This window comes from Actinoplanes sp. NPDC026623 (genome assembly GCF_040638275.1).
In the GTDB taxonomy this organism is placed as follows: Bacteria; Actinomycetota; Actinomycetes; order Mycobacteriales; family Micromonosporaceae; genus Actinoplanes.
Genome location: NZ_JBEZXZ010000083.1, coordinates 1 through 22,832, shown reverse-complemented (window position 1 = coordinate 22,832; position 22,832 = coordinate 1). Strand labels below are relative to the sequence as shown.

Annotated in this window: 22 protein-coding genes; 12 read left to right on the top strand and 10 right to left on the bottom strand. The window is 72.5% G+C overall.

Going from position 1 to position 22,832, the window contains the following annotated elements; translation table 11 throughout:
* Positions 1 to 24 precede the first annotated feature (24 nt).
* The 3 genes from AB0F10_RS23660 to AB0F10_RS23650 form a co-directional block, all read right to left on the bottom strand.
* Positions 25 to 486, bottom strand: coding sequence for a hypothetical protein (locus tag AB0F10_RS23660; RefSeq protein ID WP_360628819.1), 462 nt, complete (start codon positions 484 to 486; stop codon positions 25 to 27).
* A gap of 769 nt (positions 487 to 1,255) precedes the next feature.
* The gene (locus AB0F10_RS23655) at positions 1,256 to 1,687 is read right to left on the bottom strand and encodes a hypothetical protein (protein WP_360628817.1); all 432 of its coding nucleotides are present in this window, start codon (positions 1,685 to 1,687) and stop codon (positions 1,256 to 1,258) included.
* 109 nt (positions 1,688 to 1,796) lie between these two features.
* Complete coding sequence (locus AB0F10_RS23650) at positions 1,797 to 2,891, bottom strand: hypothetical protein (protein WP_360628814.1); 1,095 nt, start codon at positions 2,889 to 2,891, stop codon at positions 1,797 to 1,799.
* 23 nt (positions 2,892 to 2,914) lie between these two features.
* Here AB0F10_RS23650 and AB0F10_RS23645 point away from each other — a divergent pair, with 23 nt between their 5' ends.
* Entirely contained in the window at positions 2,915 to 3,802 is an 888-nt protein-coding gene (locus AB0F10_RS23645) for a helix-turn-helix transcriptional regulator (RefSeq protein WP_360628811.1), read from the top strand.
* Here AB0F10_RS23645 and AB0F10_RS23640 read toward each other — a convergent pair.
* Positions 3,791 to 6,379, bottom strand: coding sequence for a hypothetical protein (locus AB0F10_RS23640; RefSeq protein WP_360628808.1), 2,589 nt, complete (start codon positions 6,377 to 6,379; stop codon positions 3,791 to 3,793). The two genes, AB0F10_RS23645 and AB0F10_RS23640, sit on opposite strands and share 12 nt — an antisense overlap.
* A 224-nt stretch (positions 6,380 to 6,603) precedes the next feature.
* Here AB0F10_RS23640 and AB0F10_RS23635 point away from each other — a divergent pair, with 224 nt between their 5' ends.
* Together AB0F10_RS23635 and AB0F10_RS23630 are read left to right on the top strand one after the other, a co-directional pair.
* A complete protein-coding gene (locus AB0F10_RS23635) occupies positions 6,604 to 7,149 on the top strand; it encodes a hypothetical protein (protein ID WP_360628805.1) in 546 nt (181 codons plus the stop codon).
* Positions 7,150 to 7,228: 79 nt separating this feature from the next.
* Positions 7,229 to 7,960: a hypothetical protein gene (locus tag AB0F10_RS23630; RefSeq protein WP_360628803.1), complete on the top strand. Its 732-nt coding sequence runs from the start codon at positions 7,229 to 7,231 to the stop codon at positions 7,958 to 7,960.
* Positions 7,961 to 7,964: 4 nt separating this feature from the next.
* On the opposite strand, the gene AB0F10_RS23625 is transcribed toward AB0F10_RS23630, so the two are convergent.
* Entirely contained in the window at positions 7,965 to 8,480 is a 516-nt protein-coding gene (locus AB0F10_RS23625; RefSeq protein WP_360628800.1) for a putative immunity protein, read from the bottom strand.
* A gap of 94 nt (positions 8,481 to 8,574) precedes the next feature.
* On the opposite strand from AB0F10_RS23625, the gene AB0F10_RS23620 reads away from it, so the two are divergent.
* Positions 8,575 to 9,189 carry a hypothetical protein gene (locus AB0F10_RS23620; protein ID WP_360628797.1) on the top strand — a complete coding sequence of 205 codons (615 nt, stop codon included), beginning with the start codon at positions 8,575 to 8,577 and terminating at the stop codon, positions 9,187 to 9,189.
* Positions 9,190 to 9,195: 6 nt separating this feature from the next.
* Here AB0F10_RS23620 and AB0F10_RS23615 read toward each other — a convergent pair whose 3' ends face one another.
* On the bottom strand, positions 9,196 to 12,411 hold the full coding sequence (locus AB0F10_RS23615; RefSeq protein ID WP_360628794.1) for a TIR domain-containing protein: 3,216 nt from the start codon (positions 12,409 to 12,411) through the stop codon (positions 9,196 to 9,198).
* 143 nt (positions 12,412 to 12,554) lie between these two features.
* Between AB0F10_RS23615 and AB0F10_RS23610 the strand changes: the two genes are divergently transcribed.
* The 6 genes from AB0F10_RS23610 to AB0F10_RS23585 all read left to right on the top strand — a co-directional run bounded on the left by AB0F10_RS23610 (position 12,555) and on the right by AB0F10_RS23585 (position 17,808).
* Positions 12,555 to 13,274 carry a class I SAM-dependent methyltransferase gene (locus tag AB0F10_RS23610; RefSeq protein ID WP_360628855.1) on the top strand — a complete coding sequence of 240 codons (720 nt, stop codon included), beginning with the start codon at positions 12,555 to 12,557 and terminating at the stop codon, positions 13,272 to 13,274.
* Positions 13,275 to 13,429: 155 nt separating this feature from the next.
* Complete coding sequence (locus AB0F10_RS23605; RefSeq protein WP_360628791.1) at positions 13,430 to 13,663, top strand: hypothetical protein; 234 nt, start codon at positions 13,430 to 13,432, stop codon at positions 13,661 to 13,663.
* 194 nt (positions 13,664 to 13,857) lie between these two features.
* Positions 13,858 to 15,051, top strand: coding sequence for an acyltransferase (locus AB0F10_RS23600; protein ID WP_360628788.1), 1,194 nt, complete (start codon positions 13,858 to 13,860; stop codon positions 15,049 to 15,051).
* A 228-nt stretch (positions 15,052 to 15,279) separates the two neighbouring features.
* The gene (locus AB0F10_RS23595) at positions 15,280 to 15,633 is read left to right on the top strand and encodes a YciI family protein (RefSeq protein WP_360628785.1); all 354 of its coding nucleotides are present in this window, start codon (positions 15,280 to 15,282) and stop codon (positions 15,631 to 15,633) included.
* Positions 15,634 to 15,648: 15 nt separating this feature from the next.
* Entirely contained in the window at positions 15,649 to 16,908 is a 1,260-nt protein-coding gene (locus AB0F10_RS23590; protein ID WP_360628782.1) for an RNA polymerase sigma factor, read from the top strand.
* A gap of 9 nt (positions 16,909 to 16,917) precedes the next feature.
* On the top strand, positions 16,918 to 17,808 hold the full coding sequence (locus AB0F10_RS23585; protein ID WP_360628779.1) for an alpha/beta hydrolase: 891 nt from the start codon (positions 16,918 to 16,920) through the stop codon (positions 17,806 to 17,808).
* Positions 17,809 to 17,813: 5 nt separating this feature from the next.
* Here the strand turns inward: AB0F10_RS23585 and AB0F10_RS23580 are convergent, their stop codons facing one another.
* Positions 17,814 to 18,401: a hypothetical protein gene (locus tag AB0F10_RS23580; RefSeq protein ID WP_360628776.1), complete on the bottom strand. Its 588-nt coding sequence runs from the start codon at positions 18,399 to 18,401 to the stop codon at positions 17,814 to 17,816.
* A gap of 261 nt (positions 18,402 to 18,662) precedes the next feature.
* Here AB0F10_RS23580 and AB0F10_RS23575 point away from each other — a divergent pair, with 261 nt between their 5' ends.
* Positions 18,663 to 18,989, top strand: coding sequence for a TraR/DksA C4-type zinc finger protein (locus AB0F10_RS23575; protein ID WP_360628773.1), 327 nt, complete (start codon positions 18,663 to 18,665; stop codon positions 18,987 to 18,989).
* On the opposite strand, the gene AB0F10_RS23570 is transcribed toward AB0F10_RS23575, so the two are convergent.
* A complete protein-coding gene (locus AB0F10_RS23570; protein ID WP_360628770.1) occupies positions 18,986 to 19,714 on the bottom strand; it encodes an MBL fold metallo-hydrolase in 729 nt (242 codons plus the stop codon). The two genes, AB0F10_RS23575 and AB0F10_RS23570, sit on opposite strands and share 4 nt — an antisense overlap.
* 70 nt (positions 19,715 to 19,784) lie before the next feature.
* Here AB0F10_RS23570 and AB0F10_RS23565 point away from each other — a divergent pair, with 70 nt between their 5' ends.
* On the top strand, positions 19,785 to 20,744 hold the full coding sequence (locus tag AB0F10_RS23565) for a helix-turn-helix domain-containing protein (protein WP_360628767.1): 960 nt from the start codon (positions 19,785 to 19,787) through the stop codon (positions 20,742 to 20,744).
* A 37-nt stretch (positions 20,745 to 20,781) separates the two neighbouring features.
* Here the strand turns inward: AB0F10_RS23565 and AB0F10_RS23560 are convergent, their stop codons facing one another.
* Entirely contained in the window at positions 20,782 to 22,155 is a 1,374-nt protein-coding gene (locus AB0F10_RS23560) for a TrpB-like pyridoxal phosphate-dependent enzyme (RefSeq protein ID WP_360628764.1), read from the bottom strand.
* A 7-nt stretch (positions 22,156 to 22,162) separates the two neighbouring features.
* A partial coding sequence (locus tag AB0F10_RS23555; RefSeq protein WP_360628761.1) for a WYL domain-containing protein occupies positions 22,163 to 22,832 on the bottom strand: 670 nt, incomplete at its 5' end.

Sequence of the window (22,832 nt, the reverse complement as noted above, 5' to 3'; positions counted from 1 at the left end):
ATTGCGTCCCGCAATGACCCTCACTCACGCATGGTGATGAACCATCGACGATTTGTCAGCGACATGACAGGTTGGCCGAACCTTCAATGTCGGTGAGCGGCGCGCTGTATCGGAATTGTCAGGGCGACCCCAGCGAACGGTAATGCCGAAATGGGTTGGCGCCGCCATCTGCACCGCGAATGCCCGCCGCACCCGCGTCACCCTCTGCACCGCGAGCGCCCGCCGCACCCGCGCCGCTATCTGCATCGCGAGCGCCCGCCGCACCGCGAGTGTCCACTGCGTCGCGTCCCGGTCTCGCACCGCAACCGGCCAAGCCGCCGCAACGACCGGCGGCACCGGCACCGCGCCGGCAACCACGTGCATCTCGGTCGCCGGTCCGCCTGTCACTGCCGGCGGGGCACGTCTCCCGGCAGGCGTTACTACCTCGGACATCGCCTCGTCGGCCGTGGACGGCGTCACCGGCACCGGCACCGCCAGCGCCAGCACCGGTGGCGTCCTCGCCGGCGGCTGCGGTGCCGATACGGCCCGTGTCACAACCGATGGCGGCGCCTCGACGGTCGCGGCTGGGGTGCCCGACACCCTCGCCGCCTGATTCTCGGGTGGGGCGTCCGGCACTACTTCTGTCGCGGTCGGGTCCCGGTGGTGGTTTCTTCCTGAAATCGGGTGGCCGCCGTGAATCGGTGGGCGCGGTAACACTCGACCTTATCGAATATTGCCGGGTCCGTGACGGTCACCGTGCGAACGCCAGCCCAGAGCCAAACGGAATTCATTGTCCACTGTGCCGATATGCGACGCCCACACAGCGGGTGAAATGCGCCGCCACGGGATCGACGTTATCGGCCGCCACACGGCGGGTGATATCAGCCTGCTGCACGGCGAGTGGAATGGGCCGTCACTTGGTGGGTGAGATAGGCTGCCACTCGGCAAGTGGAATGGGCTGCCACTCGGCAGGTGGAATGGGGCCGGCACTTGGTCAGTGAAAGTGTCGTCACGCACCGGGCGATATGGGTTGCGCGAATGGTCCGCCGTAGTCGCGCGCCACCGGATTCGTCTGCCGGGCCGAGATCTGCCGATGCGACATTCGCGCTCCCACAGGGGTTGTCCGGGATCGGCCACCCGCCTCACCACGATTGCCGTGACCCCTGCTTGCCACGCTACCGGGCGGAACGGCGGGTGTGCTGTGGCACGGCGAGGATGGCCGGTCGGTGTCACGGTCGGTCGACGGTTTCGTTCGTCAGGCGCTGCGGCTCCTTCTTCAGCGGTTTCGCCATTTCCATGGTTGCAGCGCGACGATTCCGATCAGGAAGGCGCCGGAGAACCCGGCGAAGAAGGCCGCCGTCGTGCGCCAGGTCGTTTCGTCGTCGGTCGGGTAGATCGCGGCAAGGCTGCCGGTGTCGCGGGCGGCGACCGTGTCACCGACCTGGGCGCCCGGTGGTAGCCCATCGGCGAGGTCCATGTGCCGGCGAACGGTCCTGCCGTCGTCGCTGACGAAGTCTCCGAACCAGCCGCACCGGCGCGGCGGCTCGTAGCGGTCACACCCCTGCGGTTCCGTCAGGGTGAACGCGCCGGTCGCGCCGCCGCCGTGCGCGGCGCGCAGGTCCGGTATCAGGGCGACACCTGCCATGCACGCCCCGGCGGCGCCGATGAGAACCCACCCGATCGCCACGACCTTGAGGCGGAGACGCATGTCGGGTGGCCTGTTGAGCCTGGCCCACATTCCCATCGTGTCTCCCGTCGGAGTGCCGGAGCCGCGTGACCCTGTCAGGGAGTCCGTCGGCCGGCCAGCTGGCTCTGTTCTACGCCGGCAGGGGGCGTTCCTCGATGCCCGCACCGTCGATCCAGCGGTAGAACACCCGGTGCTCCGGCGCGAAGGACCACCCGCCGGTGCCGCTGTAACTGCTGCCGAAGTCGCCGTGCGACGGCGGGCTCGCGGCGCTGATGTCGGGCAGGCGGGCGACGACGTCGCCGTCCAGCGAGACGACGAAGCAGCCCTCGCCGGCGGTCAGGGCGATCAGGTGACCCGACTCGGGGTCGTGGTGCAGCTCGCCCTTGACCTCGCCGTACTGGTTGCGCGGGAACACGTCGCAGTCCACCAGCCGGGCGGGTTCCAGCCAGCGGTCCGCGGGGTGGGCCCGGGGCAGGTCCGGAATCTCGAAGAAAGCCAGCTGACGGTACGTGTATTCGGCGACCTCCTCCTCGTCCAAGCTGTCCACGCTGTCGTCCAGGGCGAGCACGAAGGTCCGGTCGCCGACGAACGCGCACGGCCGGTCCCAGTTGTAGCCGAAGATCGTTCCGACCGGGATGCCGGTCGGTTCGTAGCCGGTCAGGAACGCCTCGGTGGAGAAGACCCGCACCATGTCCGCGGGCGACCACACCCAGCCGTTGCTCAGGAAGTGGCGGGAGTCGGGCGAGACGTGCAGCAGCGAGTGGAAATAGTCGATGTAGTCGCGGCCCTCGGTCAGGTTCGCGCCGGTCTCGGCGTCGACGATGTCCAGCCGGTTCCACTGCGTCTGCGAGACCAGCAGGGTGCGTCCGTCCCGATCGAGGAAGCCTACGGAGTAGCTGGACACGTTCGAGTGGTAGTCGGCGCGGCCGAGCTCACGGACCGCCCCGGTGGCGGTGTTGACCAGCGACGCGTTCGTGCCGAAACGTTCGGTCACGCACACCCACGGGCCGTGGACGTACAGCGTGATCTCGAGTTCCTTGCCCTTCAGCCGTCCGTCGCCCCCGCCCTGTGCGATCTCCCGGATGTTCGGCACCTCGGCGACGAGCTCGGCCTGGCTGCTTCCGGTGTCCACCCGCGACAGCCGGCCGTCCGCGAACACGAAATAGGAGCCACGCACCCGGTCGTCCGGCGCAGCCGCGCGCACGCGCCGGCCCGAAGGATTCACACCCGTCAGGATAGGCTTCGAGGGTGGCGACGCGTGAGCCCGGCCCGATCCGCGCCGCCCGCATGCTGCGCTCCGACCTGCGGCGCGCGCGGGAGGTCGCGGGGCTGACGCAGATCGAGGTCGCGGAGCGGATGGAGTGGTCGCTCTCCAAGGTCGCGCGCATCGAGAACGGCGACGTCGGGATCGTCGCCAATGATCTGCGCGCCCTGGCCCGGCTGTTCGGCATGGGCGAGGCGGCCACGCGGGAGATGCTGCGCCGCAACGACGCGTCACGCGCCCGCGGCTGGTGGTACGAGTATCGGACGGTCATGTCGTCGGTGTACGCCGACATCGTCGGCATGGAGTCCGATGCCGACAAGCTGTGTGACTTCGCGACGAGCGTGATCCCCGGCCTGCTGCAGACTCCGGGTTACGCCGAGGCCGTGATCAGCACCGGGCGCGAGCTTTACGCACGCGAAAGCACCGAACAGTTCGACGTGGGACTGCGAGTGGAGCTGAGGCTCGAGCGCCAGAGGCGCATCCTCGACGGATCCGATCCTCCGGAGCTGATGGTCGTGCTCGACGAGTCGACCCTGTATCGGTCCTTCGGCGGTGTCGAGACGATGTCGGAGCAGGTCCGCCGGCTCGCGGAACTGGCGAGGCGCCCGCACATCAGGGTCCGGATACTGCCCTTCGAGCGTCTGTCCCTCTGCCCGCACGGCTACCTGCTCGTGGACCGGGAACTGGTCTATGCCGAGCTCGTCTCCGGCGACGTCCTGTTCGACGACCCGGTGCGCGTCGGGTTATACGCAGACCTGTTCGGCGTGATCTGGCGCAGTGCCCTCGACGCCGACCGCACCGGGCAGTTGCTTCGGCGGGTTGCCGGGGACTATGAGAGCGGGCGGCAGCCGCGACCGTGGCTATGGGAGTGACAACTGGCCGGCGGCTCCCCCGTCCCGCACGCTGAGGGACAGGCTCACTCGCCCGACCTGGAGGGAGCTCTCCAGGCTCTCCCAGGACTCCTCGTCCAGGCCCGCCTGCCACAGCCGCACCGTCGACCGCCACCAGTGGCGCGCGTCGGCGCCGGGCGGCGCGAGAGACTCCACAGACACCGGGCTGTCGGCGAGCAGGACGGCCAGCAGCGTCAGGTTGGCGGTGTAGGCGGCGGCCGCGTCGACCACGTCGGGCGGCGCCGGGTGGTAGGCCAGGCGGCCGAACGCCCTGGTACGCGCCAACGCCAGCAGGGACCCCGCCGCCGCCCGCATCGCCGGGAGGCGCGTCGCCGGGTACCGCGCCACCAGGCCCCGGCCGAAGTCCAGGATCGCGCGGCGCAGGCTCATCGGCTGGTAGGAGAGCAGGGCCCGCAGCATGCTGTCGTCCGGCGCCTCGTGCGCGGACGGATCCGACCGGTACAGCTCGCGCCGCTGGGCGTACCCGTCGAGCAGGATCAGGGCGCGTTCGGCGATCAGGTATTCGCTGAAGGTGGCGTGCAGGAACTCGTACGTGCGGCGAGCGTGGTCGGTCCGCTCGTCGGCGCGGGCGACGTGGACGAAGAAGAACCCGGCAACGGTTTGCCGGGCCCGCCCGGCCGGCAGGTCGAACCCCGACGCCGGGTCGCGTCCGCGCCCGAGGAAGACCTCGAGGTCCCGCTCCAGGTCCTGGTCGCCGACGTACTGGCTGCGCCGGTTGAACATGGCGAAGGCGGCGATGCTGAGCCGCCACCGGGCGTCGCCGAGCAGCCGGGGAAGCACGTCGTCGCTCGGCGTCCGGTCGGGCTTGTCGGCGACCTGCCGGTGGATGAAGTTGTCCAGCAGCATCCGGTAGAGGGTCGCCGTCGACATGCCGTCGCCGTCGAGCCGGGCCGCCGACGGGTCCGCGTGATAGATGCTGAGCAGGGTGAGCAGCAGCGGCTGGCGGGCCAGGGCGCCGTGCCGGAGCATCTCGCCGGTGCCGAGTTCGCGGAACCGCGCCGTTCTCGCGTTGGCCCGGTTCCACGCCGTCAGCCACTGACCGATCTGCTCCTCCGAGAACTCCTCCAGCTTGATCACGAGGGAGCCGTCCGGCACCCGCGCCCGGTCCAGCACGATCGTCCGCGAGGTCACGATGACCGCCACCGACCGGCCCAGCGCGAGCTCCTCCGCCTGGAAGCGCGCGGCCTCGGTGAGGTAGCTCGACTGCGTGGTCCCGGTAGCCTGGATCAGCTCGTCGAAGCCGTCGAGGACGATCACCCTCGTGACGTCGGCGCTCTCGTCCGCCAGCGCACCCCAGGAGACCTGCTCGTGCAGGGTGTCGCGCAGCGCGGTCTCGACCTGGACGATCAGACGGTCGTCGGCGTTGACCCGGCGCAACTGCACCGGCACGACGGCGAACCGCTCGCTCGGCAGCCGGGCCGCCAGGATCTCGCTGAGCAGGGACTTCCCGGCGCCGGGATGGCCGAGCACGATCAGCGGCAGCCGGGCCGAGTCGGGGTGGGCGAGGCAGGCGGCGAGGAAGACGTCGAGCCCGTCGCGCACCGGCCGGTCGTCCCACCACTGCTCCTGCGACATGGCGCCGGCGGACGGGCCGGAGGCCACCGCGTACCGGAATCGGGGGGTCACGAAGCCCTCGGCGACCGTCGGCAGCGAGACCCCGCCCGGCGGCTTCGACGAACGCAACAGCGGCTGGTCGAGCACCGCGGCGGCGCTCCGGGCGAGCCCCGCCCGGATGGTGCCGCGGCGCGGCCGGTCGACCGCGGCGCCCGCGACGAGGATGTCGTGCAACTGGCCCATCGCCTCGGACGCCCGGTCGAGCACCTCGGACAGCCGCGCGTTGACCCGGCGCAGCTCGTCGCGGGTGGCGGCGTGCTCCCCGAACGAGGCCCAGACGAAGAACTCCGGCACGTCGGAGCTGAGCCGCAGGTACATGTCGCGGTAGATGTCCCGCCATCGGGCGACGGTGCGGGGCACGATGTCCGCGCCCAGGCTCCGCTGGTTCCACGCGCGCAGCCCCTCGAAGAAGGCGAGTGCCCCGTCGACCAGCCCCGCCACCTGCGGGGCGAGCCTGTCGTTCAGGTTCTCCTCGAAACCGGCGGTCGGCGACGGCAGCGCGAGGTCGGCCCCGGCCAGCTGGTCGACCCAGCCCGACTGCGAGATCATCTCTCCGCGAGCGGTGGCGAGCCGCAGCTTCTCCGCGTCGGTCACCTCCAGCGCGTCGTAGAGCGGGCCGATCGTCTGCCGCAGCGCGTCGAAGAGCGCCGCCACCACGAGGGTCGTGTGCGCCGCCGCGATCAGTTCGTGCCGGCTGCGCCCGTACGTGCCGCGCACGCGTTCGAGCACCGGGCCGAGCAGATCCCGTACGAGCCGGCCGGCCTCCTGCTTGGCGTCCACCATGCCGAGTGCCGGCGGGTGAACGATCGCACCCAGCAGAATGCCGGCACCGGCGACCCGGTCGAGCACCTCCACGGCGGCCGGCGAGTGACGGCCGAGGACAGCGAGGGCACCGGGATAGGTCAGCGGCGTAGCTCCGGCCATGAGCCGACCGTACGGCACGGCACGGGTTCGAGGCCCGCTCACGCTTCTGGTGACAATCGCTACTTATGCCGCCCGGCACCGATCGGCCAGGGTGTTGCAGTGAGTCGGAAGTCGGGGCCCCGAGGCGCAAACCTGGACCACGGCGCGACGAGGCCCCTCCGGCGGATCCCGCGCCGGGGCCGAGTGACCGGCGCCTGCCGATCGACCTGGGGCAGGCGACCGCCGTGGGCTCGGTCCTGCTCGTGGTGGTGTTCCTGGTCAAGGCCTTCGCGGTGGCCAGGTACTCGCTGACGACCACGACCGGGCTCATCGCCGCGGCCCCGTTGCAGGTGGTCCTCGGAACGATCTCCATTTATTCGTACGTCGTGATGCCGGCCCTGGCCCTGGGGGTCGGGTGGCTTGCCGTGTCCTGGTGGCGGGACCCGGAACGGGCGAGTTACCCGGCGGCGACCTGGACCATCGCGGCGGGGATCATCGTGATCACCACGCTGATGTCCCCCACCGAGTTCTTCAGGGTGGGCCTGGCGCTGGTGGCCGTCTGCCTCCGGCTCGAGCTGGGCATCCGGCGGCCGGCGCCGGGCCGGGCGGCGGCGTGGTGGCGGCTCCCCGCACGCCTGTCGTTGCTGATCTTCGCCGTGGCGGCCGTCCTGGGAGCCGGCCTGATCGCGACGCCGGGCCAAGATGCGTCCACGATGGACGCCTCGTCGACGGACCTGCGGACGGCGGGCCTGGTGCTGGTCGCGGCACCGCGGCGCTCGACGCGGCGCTGACATTTCGGTGCAGGACCGGGCCGGCCTCGGTCCGCGGCAGGGCCGCGCGCCGGCTGCGGGGCCGCACGTTATCGCCGCGATGCCCTACTGCCATCGTGACCACGAACAGCTTCCGGGCAAGCCCCCGCTGCTGCTGTCGCTGAGGGGCGAGAAGTACAACTCACCCAACATCACCTGCGAGACGCTCCGGGAGTCCCTGGTGCCGCAGCGGGGCATCGCGTTCGGCCGCGAGGATTCGGTTCTCGCCGGGGCCGGGTGGGACGGCGCGATCGGATTGTGGAATCCGGCGACCCGGCGATCGCTGGGAACCGTGCCCGCGCCGGCGGTGACCGAGCGGGCCGAGGCGCCACCCGAGTCCGGCCAGGTCCCCTACCCGCTGGCGTTCAGCCCTCTCGGAGGCCGGCTGGCGGCGGCGTCCGCCGACGGCCGGGTGCGGCTGTGGAAGCCGTCGCCGTCCGGCGGGCCGTCGCTCGACGCGCCGCCGAGGGCGCTGCCGGCCCGCCGGGGTGTGACGAACCGCCCGGTCGCGGTCAACGCCCTGGCGTTCAGCGGCGACGGCAGGTATCCGGCCGCGGCCGCCGGCGACACCGTACGGGTGTGGGACACCGCGGAACTCCCGGCCCTGCATGCCGCCGGGGACCCGTTGACGGGTCACACGGGTGCCGTCAACGCGATCGCCTTCAGCCGCGACAACGGGATCCTGGCAACCACCGGAACCGACCAGACCGTACGCCTCTGGGACGTGGCGTCGTTCCCCGGCGGGAGGCCGGCGACGCGCGACGTGCTGAGCCCGCCCGGGCCGAAGCCCTGACGCGTCAGCAGTCGAACACCGACCAGCAGATGTCGTTGCGCAGCCGCTGGTCGTCGAGGACGAGCTCGCGGATCGCCTCCGGGAGCCGGTCGCGTTGCCACCGGCACTCGGCCCGCCCGGCGGTCTCGTCCCGGCCGTCCGGCGCCGCCGCGCGTGCGGCCTTGATCGCGTACGCGGCGGCGCCGAGCTCGTGCGCGGCGACGTGCGCGACCACCGCGGCCTGCCCGGCGGCGTACGCGGCGTGCCTAGCCGCGCCGCGCAGGTCCCTGGCCGCGCCCATCGCGTGGCCGCCCGCGGCGCGGGCCTCCATCATCCTGACCTCGCCGCGCACCCAGGCCCGGGCGTGCTCGATCGCGTGACGCGGCCGCGGGTCCTCCGGCCGGGCCGCCTCGAAGAGGCCGAGGACATGCTCGGCGCACGAGGCCGCCCACAGCGCGAGGAGCCGGTGGTCGTCATCGGTGAGCGTCCCGCCGCGGCGGATCGTCACGAAGCGGGGATCCCGGACCTTCGGAAGGATCATGACTGAATCGTATCTTTGGCCGCCGCCGGAGGCCCGGCATCGATGCTGCATGATCATCGCGACGAGGTCGCGGGACGTGCAGACAGGGGGCCGGATGAATTCGCCGCAGGGTGACAAGACGGCACCGCCACCGCGGCGAACGCCGCGCCTGTGGCCGGTGATCGCCGCAGTGCTGCTGGTTGCCGCCGGCGGCGGAACCTTCGCGTGGTGGGGCAGCCCTCGGCTCGCTGAGGGCGGCTTGAGCGGTCCGGGAAAGGGCATGTCCTGGGCCGACGACGGCGTGGAGACCACCCGGATGATCGTGCGCGGAAAACCCGCCGACACGGTCAGCGCCACCTTCAGCATCAGCAACCAGGGCCACCTGCCCATCACCGTCGGCGGCCTCGACCTCACCGAGATGGCCGGCTGGCTCCACGGGCAGCGGGTCGCCTTCGTGGCGGGCTACCAGGACTTCGGGGAGGTCTCGGCCCCGCGGGATCGGGTGACGCTGGGTCCCGGGGAGGTCGCGACCGTGCTGTGGTCGCTCGACATGTCCTGCTGGCCCGGGTTGTCGGAGAACAGCACCATGTCCGTCGAAACCCTTCGGTTCAGGGTGAGCTGGCTGGGCATCGGCACGACCCGGGAGCTATCCCTCGAGCGGCCCATCACCTTCGTCGGCGACGACAGACCGCAACCCGCCCCGCCCGCCGACTGCGCCACCGGCCGATGACCACCCCTACCGGCAGGTCTCCTCGTACGGCAGTTCGGGCACGTAGCGTGCCCAATCCTCGCGGGTCGGGCCGCCGCTGACCGCGCAGGCGCGCTCCACCACGTGGCGCCGGAGACCGTTGAGGTGCGCCAGGTCCCACACGCCGGCGGTGCGGCCCGAGCCCGCGGCCAGGCTGTTTCCGTCGGCGCTGAACGCCATGTCGGACATCGAGCCGACCCGGGCGTCGAGTTGGCCGAAGCGGCGGGGGTTGCTGCGGTCGGTCAGGTCCCACAGCAGAATGGTGTCCTCACCGGTGTTGACGAGGGTGCGTCCATCCGGGCTGAGCGTCACCGCCTCGGTCGAGCCGGGCTCGCCGACGATCTGGGCGACCAGCCGGGGACGGTGGCGGTCGGCCGTGTCCCACAGCAGCACCACACCGAACGAGCCGGCGGTGGCGACGGTTCGCCCGTCGGCGCTCAGCGACAGCTCCTCCAGGGCGCCGGTGGAGTCGCTGAGCAGCGCCGCCCTCCGGGGAGACGCGGGCCTGGTCAGGTCCCACAACTGAACCTTCCTGCCGTTGCCGACCGCGAGCGTCTTCCCGTCGGCGCTGAGCGACATCGCCTCCACCCCGTCGCCGACCCCCTCGAACCGGGCCAGGCGGCGCGGCGCCCGGCGGTCGGACACGTCGAACACCTGGACCACCCCGTCGGCGAGGCCCACGGCGAGCAGTCGTCCGTCCCCGCTGAGCGCGACCGCGGCCACCGACGTCGTTCCACCGGCCATCGTGACGACGGCGCGGCTGACGGAGAGGTCGGCGGTGTCCCACAGGCGCACGACGTCGACGCTGCTGGTGACGACGGTACGCCCGTCGTCGCCGAGCGCGACCGCGTCGAGCGAGTCGAGGTGGCCCTCCAGCCGGCCCAGCCGGCGGGGGGCGGCGGGCCTGGACAGGTCCCACACCGAGGCGGTGCCGTCCCAGCTTCCCGTGACGAAGATCCGTCGGTCGGCGCTGAGGGCGACCCCGCTCACCTCGTCACCGAGGCCGGTCACCTGCGCGACGCGTCGAGGACCGGTGCGGTCGCTCAGATCCCACAACTGCTCGGTGTAGTTGCGGCCCTCCATCGCCAGCGTCCGCCCATCGGCGCTGAGGCCGATCGAGTTCACCGGCCCGGAGTAGTCGGAGAGCCGGGCGATCCGGACGGGCCTGCCGGGGTTCGTCAGGTCCCACCCCAGCACGACGTGGTTCGCATAGCTGGACACGAGGGTGTGCCCGTCCGCGCTGAGCGCGAGCGCGTTCACCCACCCGCTGCCGTCGGTGAGCTGGGCCACCCGGCGGGGGTTGCCGCGGTCACCGAGATCCCACACCGAGACGGGGCGGCTCTCCTGGCCGGCGGTGAGCGTACGCCCGTCCGCGCTCAGCGCCAGCTTGACCGTCGAGTGCGAGAGTTCGGCCGGCGCGCCCAGCCGGCGCGGGTCGGCGCGGTCGCTCAGGTCCCACACCACGACGCCGTTCCAGCTGCTGGTCACCAGGGTGCGCCCGTCGGCGCTGAGCGCCGCGTCCGTCACCTGCGCGCCGTCGTCCGCCAGGCGGGCCAGGCGGCGCGGATGCCGGGGATCGGCCAGGTCGTACACGAGTTCGGTGCCGTCCCAGCTGCCGCTGACCAGGGTGCGCCCGTCGGCGCTGAGCTCGACCGTGGTCACGGCGTCGGTGTGCTCGGCGAGCCGGGCCAGGCGGCGCGGGTGCCGGCGGTCGCGAAGGTCCCACAGCAGCACGGTCCCGTCCCGGCTGCCCGTGGCCAGGACCGTCGCGTCCCTGCTGAGCGCGAGGCCCTCGACCGTGTCGGTGTGGCCGGTGAGCCGGGCCAGGCCCCGGGGTGCGCCACGCTCGGGAAGGTCCCACAGCCGTACGGTGCGGTCCGCGCTCCCGGTCACCAGCAGGCGCCGGTCGGAGCTGAACGCCGTCGCCGTCAGCGATCCGGTGTGGCCGGCGAGGGTCCCCGCGTAGCGGGTTCCGGCCAAGGTGTTGACCAGCCCGGCCTCGGCCCGGCCGCCCGGGCGGATCTGCGCCGCGGCGAGGCCGAGCAGCGTCGCCGTGCGCGGATCGCGCTGCCGGGCGGCGTCGGCCTGGCCGATCAGGCGCTGACTGATGCCGGCCCGCTGCTGCACGCGGGCCTCCTTCTCCTGCCGCCGCGCCTCGGCGGCGGCCCGTGCCGCCTTGCGCTGCTGCTCGGCGGCGAGGGTCCGCTGACGCCCGGCCTCGGCCGCCGCGCGATCGGCCCGAGCCTGCTGCTCGCGGGCGTCGGCCGCGGCCTGCGCCGCCTTGCGCTGCTGCTCCTCGGCCAGGGCCCGCTGACGCCCGGCCTCGACGGCCGCGCGATCGGCCCGGGCCTGCTGCTCGCTCGCGGTGGCCGTGGCCTCCGCGGCGTTGTTCTGCTGCCGGCCGGCGTCCGCGGCGGCCTGCTGAGCGAGATCCTGCTCGTCCGCGGCGATCTGCTGCTGACGTCGCGCCTCGGCCGCGTAGACCGCGGCGGAGTCGCGCTGTCGTCCGGCCAGTTGCTGCTGCCGCGACGCCTCGACCGCCGACGCGGCCGCCGTACGCGCGTTGCGCACCGCGAGCCAGCCGGTGCCGATCGCCAGCATGACGAGCACGCCCACGACCGCGAGCACGCCGCGGCGCAGCCGGACCACCCGGCGATGCCGGGTCACGTCCTCGCTGTCGAGATCCTCTTTGCTCATGCCGTGCATGGAGGCGGCCAGTTCGGCGACGGCCTCACGGAACCGGCCGTGGCGCAGGTCGAGTTCGCGCTCCGAGCGGGCCCAGCGCAGGTCCAGGTGGCGAGGCTCCTCGCGGAACGCGCCGCGCAGGGCGGCCGGCACGGCCGTCGACCGCTCCCAGTCGAAGTCACCCCGGGCGGTGTCCCACACCCATTCCCCGGACGTCACGACCGGGAGGAGCCGGTCCACCGGGTGCTGCGCGAGCCAGTCCTCGATCTCCTGGTTGACCCAGCTGGACTCCGCCGCCTCCGGGGAGGCCAGCAGGACGAAGTACTGCGAGCCGGTGAGGGCCGTCCGGATCGACGACCACAGCGCCGGGCTGACCCCGAGGCCGGTCTGGTCGCGGAACACCTCGAGCGCCCGCCGTTGGTGCCAGGGCCTCGCCAGCCGCTGCAGGCCGCGCTGCAATGCCGGTGCGAGTGCCCCGTCGGCGGCATGGCTGTAGGAGATGAACGCGTCATAAGCCATTTCGAGGCCCCTCCCCGTCGCAAAGGTCGCGCCAGATCGTGCGATTGCACTATGGCGTACGTCGATGGCGGGCGAGGCGGGCACCCCGGGGGGACGGCGTCGTCGCCGCCTCCCGTGGCCGCCGCGGGTACCCTCGGCCGGTGATGTCGTCACCCGGCCCGACCCTGCGTGAACTGAGCATCCAGGCGTTGTCCTCCGTCGAGCGCGGTTACGACCTCCTGGCCCCGAAGTTCGACCACACCCCATTCCGTACGCCGGAGAGCATTCTCGAGGCGACCGTCCGGGCGATGTCCGGGCTCGGCCCGTTCGGCAACGGGCTGGACGTGTGCTGCGGCACGGGCGCGGGCCTGCCGGTTCTCCGTTCCCTGTGCCGGGGACGGATCACGGGTGTCGACTTCAGCGCCGGCATGCTCGCGCGGGCGCGCGGCGCCCACCCGGATTCCACATTGGTACGGGCCGATGTCCGCGCTCTTCCGTTCGCCGAGGGCTTCGACCTCGCGGTCACCTTCGGGGCGCTCGGTCATTTCCTGCCGGCGGAACGGCCCGCGCTCTTCGCGGGCGTGCACCGCACGCTGCGGCCCGGCGGGATCTTCGCCTTTCCGATCTGGGCGCCGCCGCCGGTCACCTCGATCCCGTACTGGGTGATGCTCGGATTCGACATGGCGATGCGAATCCGCAACGCCGTGTGGCGCCCGCCGTTTGTCATGTACTACCGGACCACCGGGTTCCGCGCCGTTCGCGACGACCTGACGACGGCCGGCTTCACCGTGGAAACGATGCCCCTGACCACCCTGGGCCGGCACCGGGACGGCATTCACCGCCACTGGCTCGTCGTCGCGCGAAAGGCGACAGACCACCATTGAGCCTTTTCAACGTGGCCCGGGCGGCAGCGCCCGGCGGAGGTCGACGGCCCGGATACCTCCGGCCCGGGCCAGGTTGAAAATTGCTCATTGAGGCCCGGGTGGCGAAACAAATTCAGGACATTGCCCGCGGGCGCGATGCTTTAGAGTGCTCCACCGTGGATGAGGCATTCGAACGGTTTCTCAACGTCGTCGACGTCGAGGCGACCTGCTGGGCCGACGGCCCGCCGTGGGGCGAGTCGAGCGAGATCATCGAGATCGGGATCTGCGTGGTCGACACCCGGGACTGGCGGCGGGTCGAGCGCCGGCGCATCCGCGGGGACGACGACGCGTGGAACATCGGCGCGCTCGTCGTGGACCTGGCCCGCCTGGGACGGCCGGTCACCGCGTGAACGGCGAATGGCGCCGGCCCGCCCGGCGTTAGCGGCGATCCCGCAGATGCGGACCGCGAAGAGTTAGACGAACGACTATGCTCGCTGCTTCGTTTCCTGCGTGCGCGCCCGCCCCCTCCGTCCGCCGTGCCGTCGGCTTGCGTGGGGCTGCTTTCATGTCGCTCGCGCCGGACGATGCCCGAAGAATGGAAATAATGAACAACGAGTCACGCGACCATCGCCCACGGCTTGCGGCGCTGGACGGGTTGCGGTTCCTGGCCGCCGTGTCGGTGATGGTGTTCCACTACACCGTGGCCTGGCGGCTCGACGGCGTGCACCCCCCGTCCTACTTCCTGCCCGCGGACTGGAAGTACGCCGTGTACGGATGCCTCGGCGTCGAGGTGTTCTTCGTGATCAGCGGGTTCGTGATCTGCATGAGCAGCTGGGGCCGCCGGCTGGGAGACTTCTTCACCTCCCGGGTCAGCCGGCTCTACCCGGCATACTGGGTCGCCGTCCTGCTCACCACGCTCGTCGCCGTCGCGGCCCCGCTCAGCGGCGGCATCTGGGGGCTGGTGGACCCGACGCCGGTCGGGGTCGCGATGAACCTGACCATGGTGCAGGAGCCCATGGGCGTCGGATCGATCGATGGCGTCTATTGGACGCTCTTCGTCGAGCTGCGTTTCTACCTTCTCTTCGTCATTCCCGTCATGCTCGGCCTGACCTATCGCCGCGTCGTGTTCTTCTGCGCCGCCTGGATGACCGTGTCGGTGTTGAGCCCGATGCTGGCGAGCCCGTTGCTGAACGCGGTGGCCGTGCCCAACTACGCCGGCTACTTCGTGGCCGGGATTCTGATGTATCTCATCCATCGCTTCGGCCGGTCGCCGCTGCTGTTCGCGATGGTCGCATTCACCTGGATCGTGAATATGCACACGGTGACCCGCCGCGTGGAAAAGCTGGGAGACTATCCGACCTGGCCGGGAATCGTCATCATCACGGTGGCGTACGCAATCATCATGGCGATCGCCCTCGGCTGGCTGAACCGCGTGCGCTGGGGATGGCTGACGACCGCCGGCGCGCTGACCTACCCGCTGTATCTGCTGCACCAGCGGATCGGCTACACGGTGATCCGGACCGTTTATGTCGCCTTCCGGCCGCCCGCCTGGCTCGTCCTGATCGGGACGGCGGTCCTGATGCTGGCGCTGGCATGGGCCGTGCACCGCCTGGTGGAGAAGCCGCTGACCGGCTACCTGCGGCGGGCCCTGCGGACCTCGCTCAACCAGATGCGCGCGGCCTCGCTGCCGCTACCGCCGCCGAGGCTGAGAATGCCACCATCCCGGGCCGAGACCGCCGAAGACCTGCTGAAGGAGGCCGGCCCGCTGGAGGAGAAAGCGCCGCAGCGAGCCGGCTGAGGCCGGCACGCTCCAGATCCTGAGCCTCCGTGCCGCGCCTTCTGGCGGGACCGGCCCGCCGCGTCGTCGCGTTCGGCCGTGCGGCGGGGGCTTCGGGCCGGACGGGGTCCTGTGGGCGGCGCCGAACCGGTGGAAGATTTTCTCGCAGGAGCTGTCGATAACGCCGGGCCCGATCGTCGTCACGATGGAAGGGCCGATCGGCGGCCACCCGACGCGAGGGAGACGATCATGCGTTACCTGTTGCTGATCTACGGCGAGGAATCCACCGGCGCGCCCGACCCGGCCGAGGCCGAGCAGGTGATGAACGAGTACTGGGCGTACAGCAAGGCGATCAACGAGGCCGGGGCCAGCCCCGGCGGCGAGGCGCTGCAGGACAGCAGGACGGCCACCACCGTACGGGTCAAGGGGGGCGAGCGGGTGGTCACCGACGGGCCGTTCGCCGAGACCCGGGAGGTGCTCGGCGGCTACTACCTGATCGACGTGCCCAACCTGGACGCGGCGATCGACTGGGCGGCGAAGTGCCCGGGCGCGAAGTACGGGTCGGTCGAGGTACGGCCGATCATGGAGTTCGACGCGTCCTGACGTTGGGGGTGACCGATGGGTACGGCGGCCGACTCGGTCGAGGCGGTCTTCCGCGAGGAGTGGGGGCGCCTGCTGGCCACGCTCGTGCGTACCCTCGGCGACCTTGACCTGGCCGAGGAGGTCGCCGCCGACGCCGTCGCCACGGCGTTGCAGCGGTGGCCGAGGGACGGGGTGCCCAACCGCCCGGCGGCGTGGCTGCTGACCACGGCCCGCCACCGGGCGGTCGACCTGTTGCGCCGGGACAAGGTGCTGGCCGCGAAGCTGGCCCTGCTGCAGGTGGAGGCGGACCGTTACGAGCCGCCTCCGCCGGAGCCCAATCCGGGCCGGGGCGATCCGGACGACATGCCGGACGAGCGGCTGCACCTCTTCTTCACCTGCTGCCACCCGGCGCTGGCGCTCGAGGCGCAGACCGCGCTGACGCTGAACTGCCTCGGCGGCCTCACCACGGCGGAGGTCGCCCGCGCGTTCCTCACCCCGAACGCCACGATGGCCCAGCGGCTGGTCCGCGCGAAACGCAAGATCCGCGAGGCGCGGATCCCGTTCCGCGTGCCGCGGGGCCCCGAGCTGCCGTTACGGCTGCCGGCGGTGCTCCGGGTGATCTATCTGATCTTCACCGAGGGGTACGCCGCCACCGGCGGCCCCGCGCTGATGCGCCCGGAACTCGCCGACGAGGCGGTGCGGCTGGCCCGGATCCTGCACCGCCTCATGCCCCGCCGGCGGGAGGTGGCCGGCCTGCTCGCACTCATGCTGCTCATCGACGCCCGCCGCGACGCCCGGGTGGACCCCGGCGGCGACCTGGTGCTGCTCGACGACCAGGACCGCTCGCGGTGGGACCCCGTCAAGATCGAGGAGGGTCGCCGGCTGGTCGTGCGGGCGCTGACCGGCGGCCGGCCCGGCCCGTACGCGCTGCAGGCCGCCGTCGCGGCCGTGCACGACGAGGCGGCGACCGTCGCGACCACCGATTGGCCGCAGATCGTCGCGCTGTACGACGTCCTTCGTACGGTGGCGCCCTCGCCGCTGGTCGAGCTCAACCGGGCGGTGGCGGTCGCCATGGTCGACGGCCCCGGCGCCGGGCTCGCGCTGCTGGACGCCCTGGTCGCGGACCGGCGGCTGGCCGGATATCACCTGCTTCCCGCGGCCCGCGGTGACCTGCTGCGCCGGCTGGGCCGGACGGCGGAGGCCGCGGACGCGTACCGGCAGGCGCTCGATCTCGCCGGCAACGGCCCGGAGCGGGCGTTCCTGCGCCGCCGCCTGCGCGAGATCACCGATGCATAGCATTGGCCGGTGTCGAACGATGGGATCGCCGACGAACAGCTTGCCGCGCTGCTGAGGTCCGCCGCCGCGGAGCCCGCCGCCGAGACCGACGTGGCGACGCTGCGCCGGGCCGCGAACGAACGAGCACGCAGACGCAGGCCGGGGCCGGACATGCCCAGCGCCGACACCACGATGGCCGGTGTTCCGGTCCGGGTGTACCAGCCGGGCGCCGGCGTTGTCGTCGTCCACCTGCACGGCGGCGGTTTCGTCCTGGGCGATCTCGACACCCACGACGCCCAGGCGAGGCGGCTCGCCGCGGCCACGTCGGCAACCGTCGTCGCGGTCGACTATCGGCGCGCCCCGGAACATCCGTGGCCCGCGGCGGTCGACGACGCGGCCGGCGTCGTCACGCAGATCGCGGCGACCGGCGCCCGGGTCGCGGTGGCCGGCGACTCGGCGGGCGGCATGATCGCGATCCTGACGGCGCTGCGGCTGCGGGGTGAGGTCCCGCTCCTGGCGCAGCTGCTGGTCTGCCCGAACGCCGACCCCGCGCTTCGTTCCGCCAGCGTCGAGGACAAGGGGCGGGGCTGGCTGCTCGACGCCGACGTCCTCCGCCGGTGGATCGCGATGTGGCTGCCCGATCCCGGCGACCGGGACTCGCCGCTGACCAGTCCGCTCCGCGCGGACCTCGCGGGTCTACCTCCCGCGGTCGTCGTGACCGCCGAACACGATCCCCTGCGCGACGAGGGTGACGCCTACGCCGCACGCCTGCGGGACGCCGGCGTGGCGGTGATGCATCGGCGCGAGCCCGGGCTGATTCACAACTTCCCGTCGTTGCGGGACGTGTCACCGGCCGCCGCCGCGGCCGAGGACCGCTTCCTCCACGACGCGGCGGAGCTGCTGCGAATGCGAACGCGCTGACCCACTCAGCGCGCCGAGCAGAAGGCGCGCAGCGCCGCCTCGTCGGCCGGGCCCATCCACTCGTACGTGCCACGCAACTGGTCGGCCCGCTGGTCGACGGTCGTGACCGTCGCCGCCATCTCGCCCCACGGCATGTCGATGTGCAGCAGCGTCCGCACGATGCCGGGCGGCAGGTGGACGCCGTCGGCGGGCGCGGCACGCAGCAGCAGGCCGCTGGTGGACACGTCCTCGACCTGGCCGGACACCGCCACCAGCCGGCGGCCCGGCTCGGAGTCGAGCTGGACGGTGCCCGTCGCGGCGTACGTGCCGGGGCGCCGGGCGGCGCCGCGTCGCTGGACCACGTCGGTGGGCGGGTCGCCGGTGCGGGTGAGGATGCCGTCGCGCAGTTCCGCCTCGACCCAGGTGACGCCGGCGCTGCTGACCAGTTCGAGGATGCCGAAGCGGCGGGTGCCCGGCCCGTCCGGGCCGAGCACCGGGATCGGCGGCAGCTCGGCCACGAACGCCGCGCTGATCTCGGCCATCGTGATCAGCGCGAGCGGCTGCTCACCCGGGCACCGCAGCAGGAGCGTGCTGCCCGCCGGGACCGTGACCATCGGATCTCCCCGCTCGTAGGGTCCGCCAACCCCCGAACGGTCTCACGGCCACCTCGCGCCCGGCGGCCACGCCGCACACCGTCACGCTTCCGACGTACCCGGTGTGCTCCGGGGCCGGCTCGGCGAAGCCGGGGAGAACACGGCACTCGGATCGATTCCCATTGATCGGATGCCCAGGTTCACGCGTTGAATTCCATCCGCCCTCCAACCGAACCGGACCGATCATGGGGTCGGCGCCGCCGAGGTCATTATGCTGCGGAGATGGTCCGGGACGAGCTGCTGCGCATACGCGCACGCGCGGAGGCCGAGGCGGCGGCGCTGGCCCAGGATCTCGAGGCGCTGTTCACGGCGTCGCGGGATTCGAATGCCGACGACGAGCACGACCCGGAGGGCGCCACCATCGGTTTCGAGCGGGCCCAGCTGACCGCGCTGCTGGCCGCCGCCCGGGACCGGGTCGCGGAGGTCGACGACGCGCTGCGCCGGGTGGATGCGGCGACCTACGGCGTCTGCGAACGATGCGGGCGGCCGATCGCCGAGGAGCGGCTCGCCGCGCGGCCGTTCGCCCGCTGCTGCGTGGCCTGCGCCTAGAGAACAGGACTCAGGCTCAGCCCCGCCTCGGCGAAGGCCGCGCTGACGTCGGCGCGGCTCTCGGTGAAATGTGCCCAGCCGTCGACGTGCGCCGCGACCACGGCCGGTTCGCCCAGGATGCGGGCCGCCGCCACCATGCCCGCGGCGTCGAGGGTCAGGTTGACGTCGCCCACCAGCGGGGTGCGGGCCGCGCCGCCGAACAGGACCGCGACGTCGATCGACGGGAACTTCGCGGCGATCTCCCGGACCACCCGCAGCGAGGCGTTGTCGCCGCTCACGTACACGGTCGGCAGCCCCTCGCCGTGCAGGACAAAGCCGGTGACCGGCCCGGTCAGGTGCTCGGTTCCGTCCGGGCCGTGCTGCGCCGGCACGGCGGTGACGGTCACGCCGCCGCGCAGGGCCGTGCTCTCCCATGGCGACAGCCCGCGCACCGGCGAACCCATCCGCCCGGCGGCGGCCGGGGTGCTCAGCACGAGCGGCACGGTGGCGGCGAACGCGCGGCCGCTCCGGTCGAGGTTGTCGGGGTGCTCGTCGTGCGAGAGCAGCACCACGTCGACCTCGCCCGCCTCCGACGGCCGGCCGGCCGGCGGCGCGGTCTTGGTCAGCTTGCGGTCGCCGTTCGGGTAGTCGCCCGGCTCGTCGAATGTGGGGTCGGTCATGAAGGTGAGCCCGCCGAGGGTGAACGAGACGGTGGGGCCGCCGAAGGAGCGGATCGCGAAGGTCATGCCCCCATCCTGCGGCCCCTCCCCCGGTACCGGCAGTGGCTTGAAAGACATGCTGCGATAGGTTCAAGCCATGACCCGCAACCCCGCCACCGTCGGCGTGATCGTCGGCGACGACGCCCCGATGCTCGAGGTCGCGGTGGCGCCGCGCGTGTTCGGGGCCAGCCACGGCGGGCCGGTCTTCGACGTGCGCGTCGCCGGCGAGCACGACGGGCCGCTGCGCACGACCGCGGGCATCACGATCTCCACGCCGTACGCGCTGGAGGCGCTCGGCGACGCCGCGACCGTCATCGTGCCCGGCTGGCGGCCGCCCGGCGGCCCGCCGACCCGGCCGGAGCTCCTCGGTCTGCTGCGCCGCGCCCACGAGGACGGCGCGACCGTCGTCGGGCTCTGTCTGGGCGCGTTCGTGCTCGCCGAGGCCGGCCTGCTCGACGGCCGGCGCGCCACCACCCACTGGCAGTACCTGCCCGAACTGCGCCGGCGCCATCCGGGCATCGAGGTCGTCGACGATGCGCTCTATGTGGACGAGACCAGCGTCGTGACCAGCGCGGGCAGCGCCGCCGGGCTCGACGCCTGCCTGCACCTGCTGCGCCGTGACCACGGCCCGGAGGTGGCCAACACGGCGGCCCGAGCGCTTGTCGTCGCGCCGCACCGGTCCGGCGGCCAGACCCAGTTCGTCGACCGGCCGGTCCCGCACCTGCCGGCCGGCGACGCGGTCGCCGACGCCATGCGGCACGCGCTGGGCCACCTCGGCGACCCGGCCCTGGATGTCGGCCGGCTCGCCGCCGAGGCCCACGTCGGCCGGCGCACCTTCGACCGCCGGTTCCGCGAGGCGGCCGGCTGCTCGCCCCTGCAGTGGCTGCTGCACCAGCGGGTGCTGCAGGCCCAGGAGCTGCTGTCGTCCACCGCGCTGTCGATCGACGCGGTGGCCCGGGCCAGCGGCTTCGCCGACGGGGTGGCGATGCGCCCGCACTTCCGCCGCATCGTCGGCGTCCCGCCGCAGTCCTACCGGGCGAGCTTCCGGGCCGGCTGAGCCGGCGTGGGCGGCGCCCACGCCGGCGGCGTGCCGGTCAGGCCGGCACCGCGGGCAGGCCGGCCAGCGCGGCCTGAACGGCCTCGTCGGAGAGCTCGTGGTCGGCCATGTCGCCGGCCAGGAAGCGGCCGTACGCGGGCAGGTCCAGGTGGCCGTGGCCGCACAGCGCGGTGAGGATCACCTTCTCCTCGCCGGTCTCCTTGCAGCGCAGCGCCTCCTCGACGCAGGCGGCGAGCGCGTGCGTGGGCTCGGGGGCGGGGATGATGCCCTCGCTGCGGGCGAACCGCACGCCCGCCTCGAAGCACTCCTTCTGCGTCTTGGCGACGGCCTCGATCAGGCCCAGCTCGTAGACGTGCGAGATCAGCGGCGACATTCCGTGGTAGCGCAGGCCGCCGGCGTGGATCGGGTCGGGGATGAAGTCGTGGCCCAGCGTGTGCATCTTCATCAGGGGCGTCATCCCCGCGGTGTCGCCGAAGTCGTACGCGTAGACGCCCTTGGTCAGCGACGGGCAGGAGGCCGGCTCCACCGCCCGGATCGTCGGGGACATCCGCCCGGCCAGCTTCTCGCGCAGGAACGGGAACGCGAGGCCGGCGAAGTTGGAGCCGCCGCCGGTGCAGCCGACGATCACGTCGGGGGTGGCGCCGACCTTGGCGAGCTGGAGCAGCGCCTCCTCGCCGATGATGGTCTGGTGCAGCAGCACGTGGTTGAGCACGCTGCCCAGCGCGTAGTTGGTGTCCGGGTGCTGCGCCGCCACCTCGACGGCCTCGCTGATCGCGATGCCGAGCGAGCCGGGCGAGTCCGGGTCGGCCGCCAGGATCCTGCGGCCGGCCTCGGTGAGGTCGGACGGCGACGGATGGATGGTCGCGCCGAACGTCTCGATCATGATTTTCCGGTACGGCTTCTGGTCGTACGACGCGCGCACCTGCCAGACCTCGCACTCGAGGCCGAACTGCGCCGCGGCGAACGCCAGGGCCGTGCCCCACTGGCCGGCGCCGGTCTCGGTGGTCAGCCGGCGTACCCCGGCGGCCGCGTTGTAGAAGGCCTGCGGCACCGCGGTGTTGGGCTTGTGCGACCCGGCCGGCGAAACACCCTCGTACTTGTAATAGATCTTCGCGGGGGTGCCGAGCGCCTTCTCGAGCCGGCGCGCCCGGAAGAGCGGCGACGGACGCCAGAGGCGGTAGACGTCGAGCACCTCCTCCGGGATGTCCACGTAGCGCTCCGCGGTCACCTCCTGCTCGATGAGGGCCATCGGGAACAGCGGCGCGAGGTCGTCCGGCCCGACCGGTTGCAGCGTGCCGGGGTGCAGCACCGGCGGTGGCGGCGAGGGCAGGTCGGGCACGATGTTGTACCAGCGGCGCGGCATCTCCGACTCGGACAGAAGGATCTTGGTGGCGTGTTCGGCGTCAGTCATGACGTGATCATCGGGCCGCGAGCAGCCGACGCGCCAGGACGCCGCACCGTTCTTTCAGTTCGGGCGGGTCGAGCACCTCGAAGTCGTGTCCTAACAGGACCATGTGCAGGAGAACGAAGTCGAGGCTCCCGGCGCCGCTCTCCACCTCGCACCGCCCGTCCGGAAGCGGCAGCACGACGCCCGCCGACGCCGGTATCTGCGCGCGTACCGTCGTGGCCGGCGCGTGCACGAGGAAGCGGGCCCGATGCCGGTAGACCCGGCTCGCCACGCCCTGCTGCACGAAGGCCGCCGCGTCGGGCGCCGGGCGCGGGCGGAACCGCCAGGTCCGCGCGGCCACCTCGGTCATCCGGTCGACGCGGAAGCTGCGCCAGTCGTCCCGGTCCAGGTCGAAGGCGAACAGATACCACCGCCGATCCGAGACGACCAGCCGGTACGGCTCGACCCGCCGCCGGAGGCCGCCGGACGGGTAGCCGAAGCCGGCCTCGACCTCGTCGCGACAGGCCCGGGCCAGCGTCATGACCACCTCGGGGTCGACCGGGGGGCGGCCGCCGTCGAACGACTCCACCGAGCCGGCGAGCGCCCGCACCTCGTGCCGCAGCCGGACGGGCAGCACCCGGTCGAGCTTGGTCAGCGCCCGCAGCGCCGCCTCCCCCGCGCCGCCGACCCCGCCACCCGCG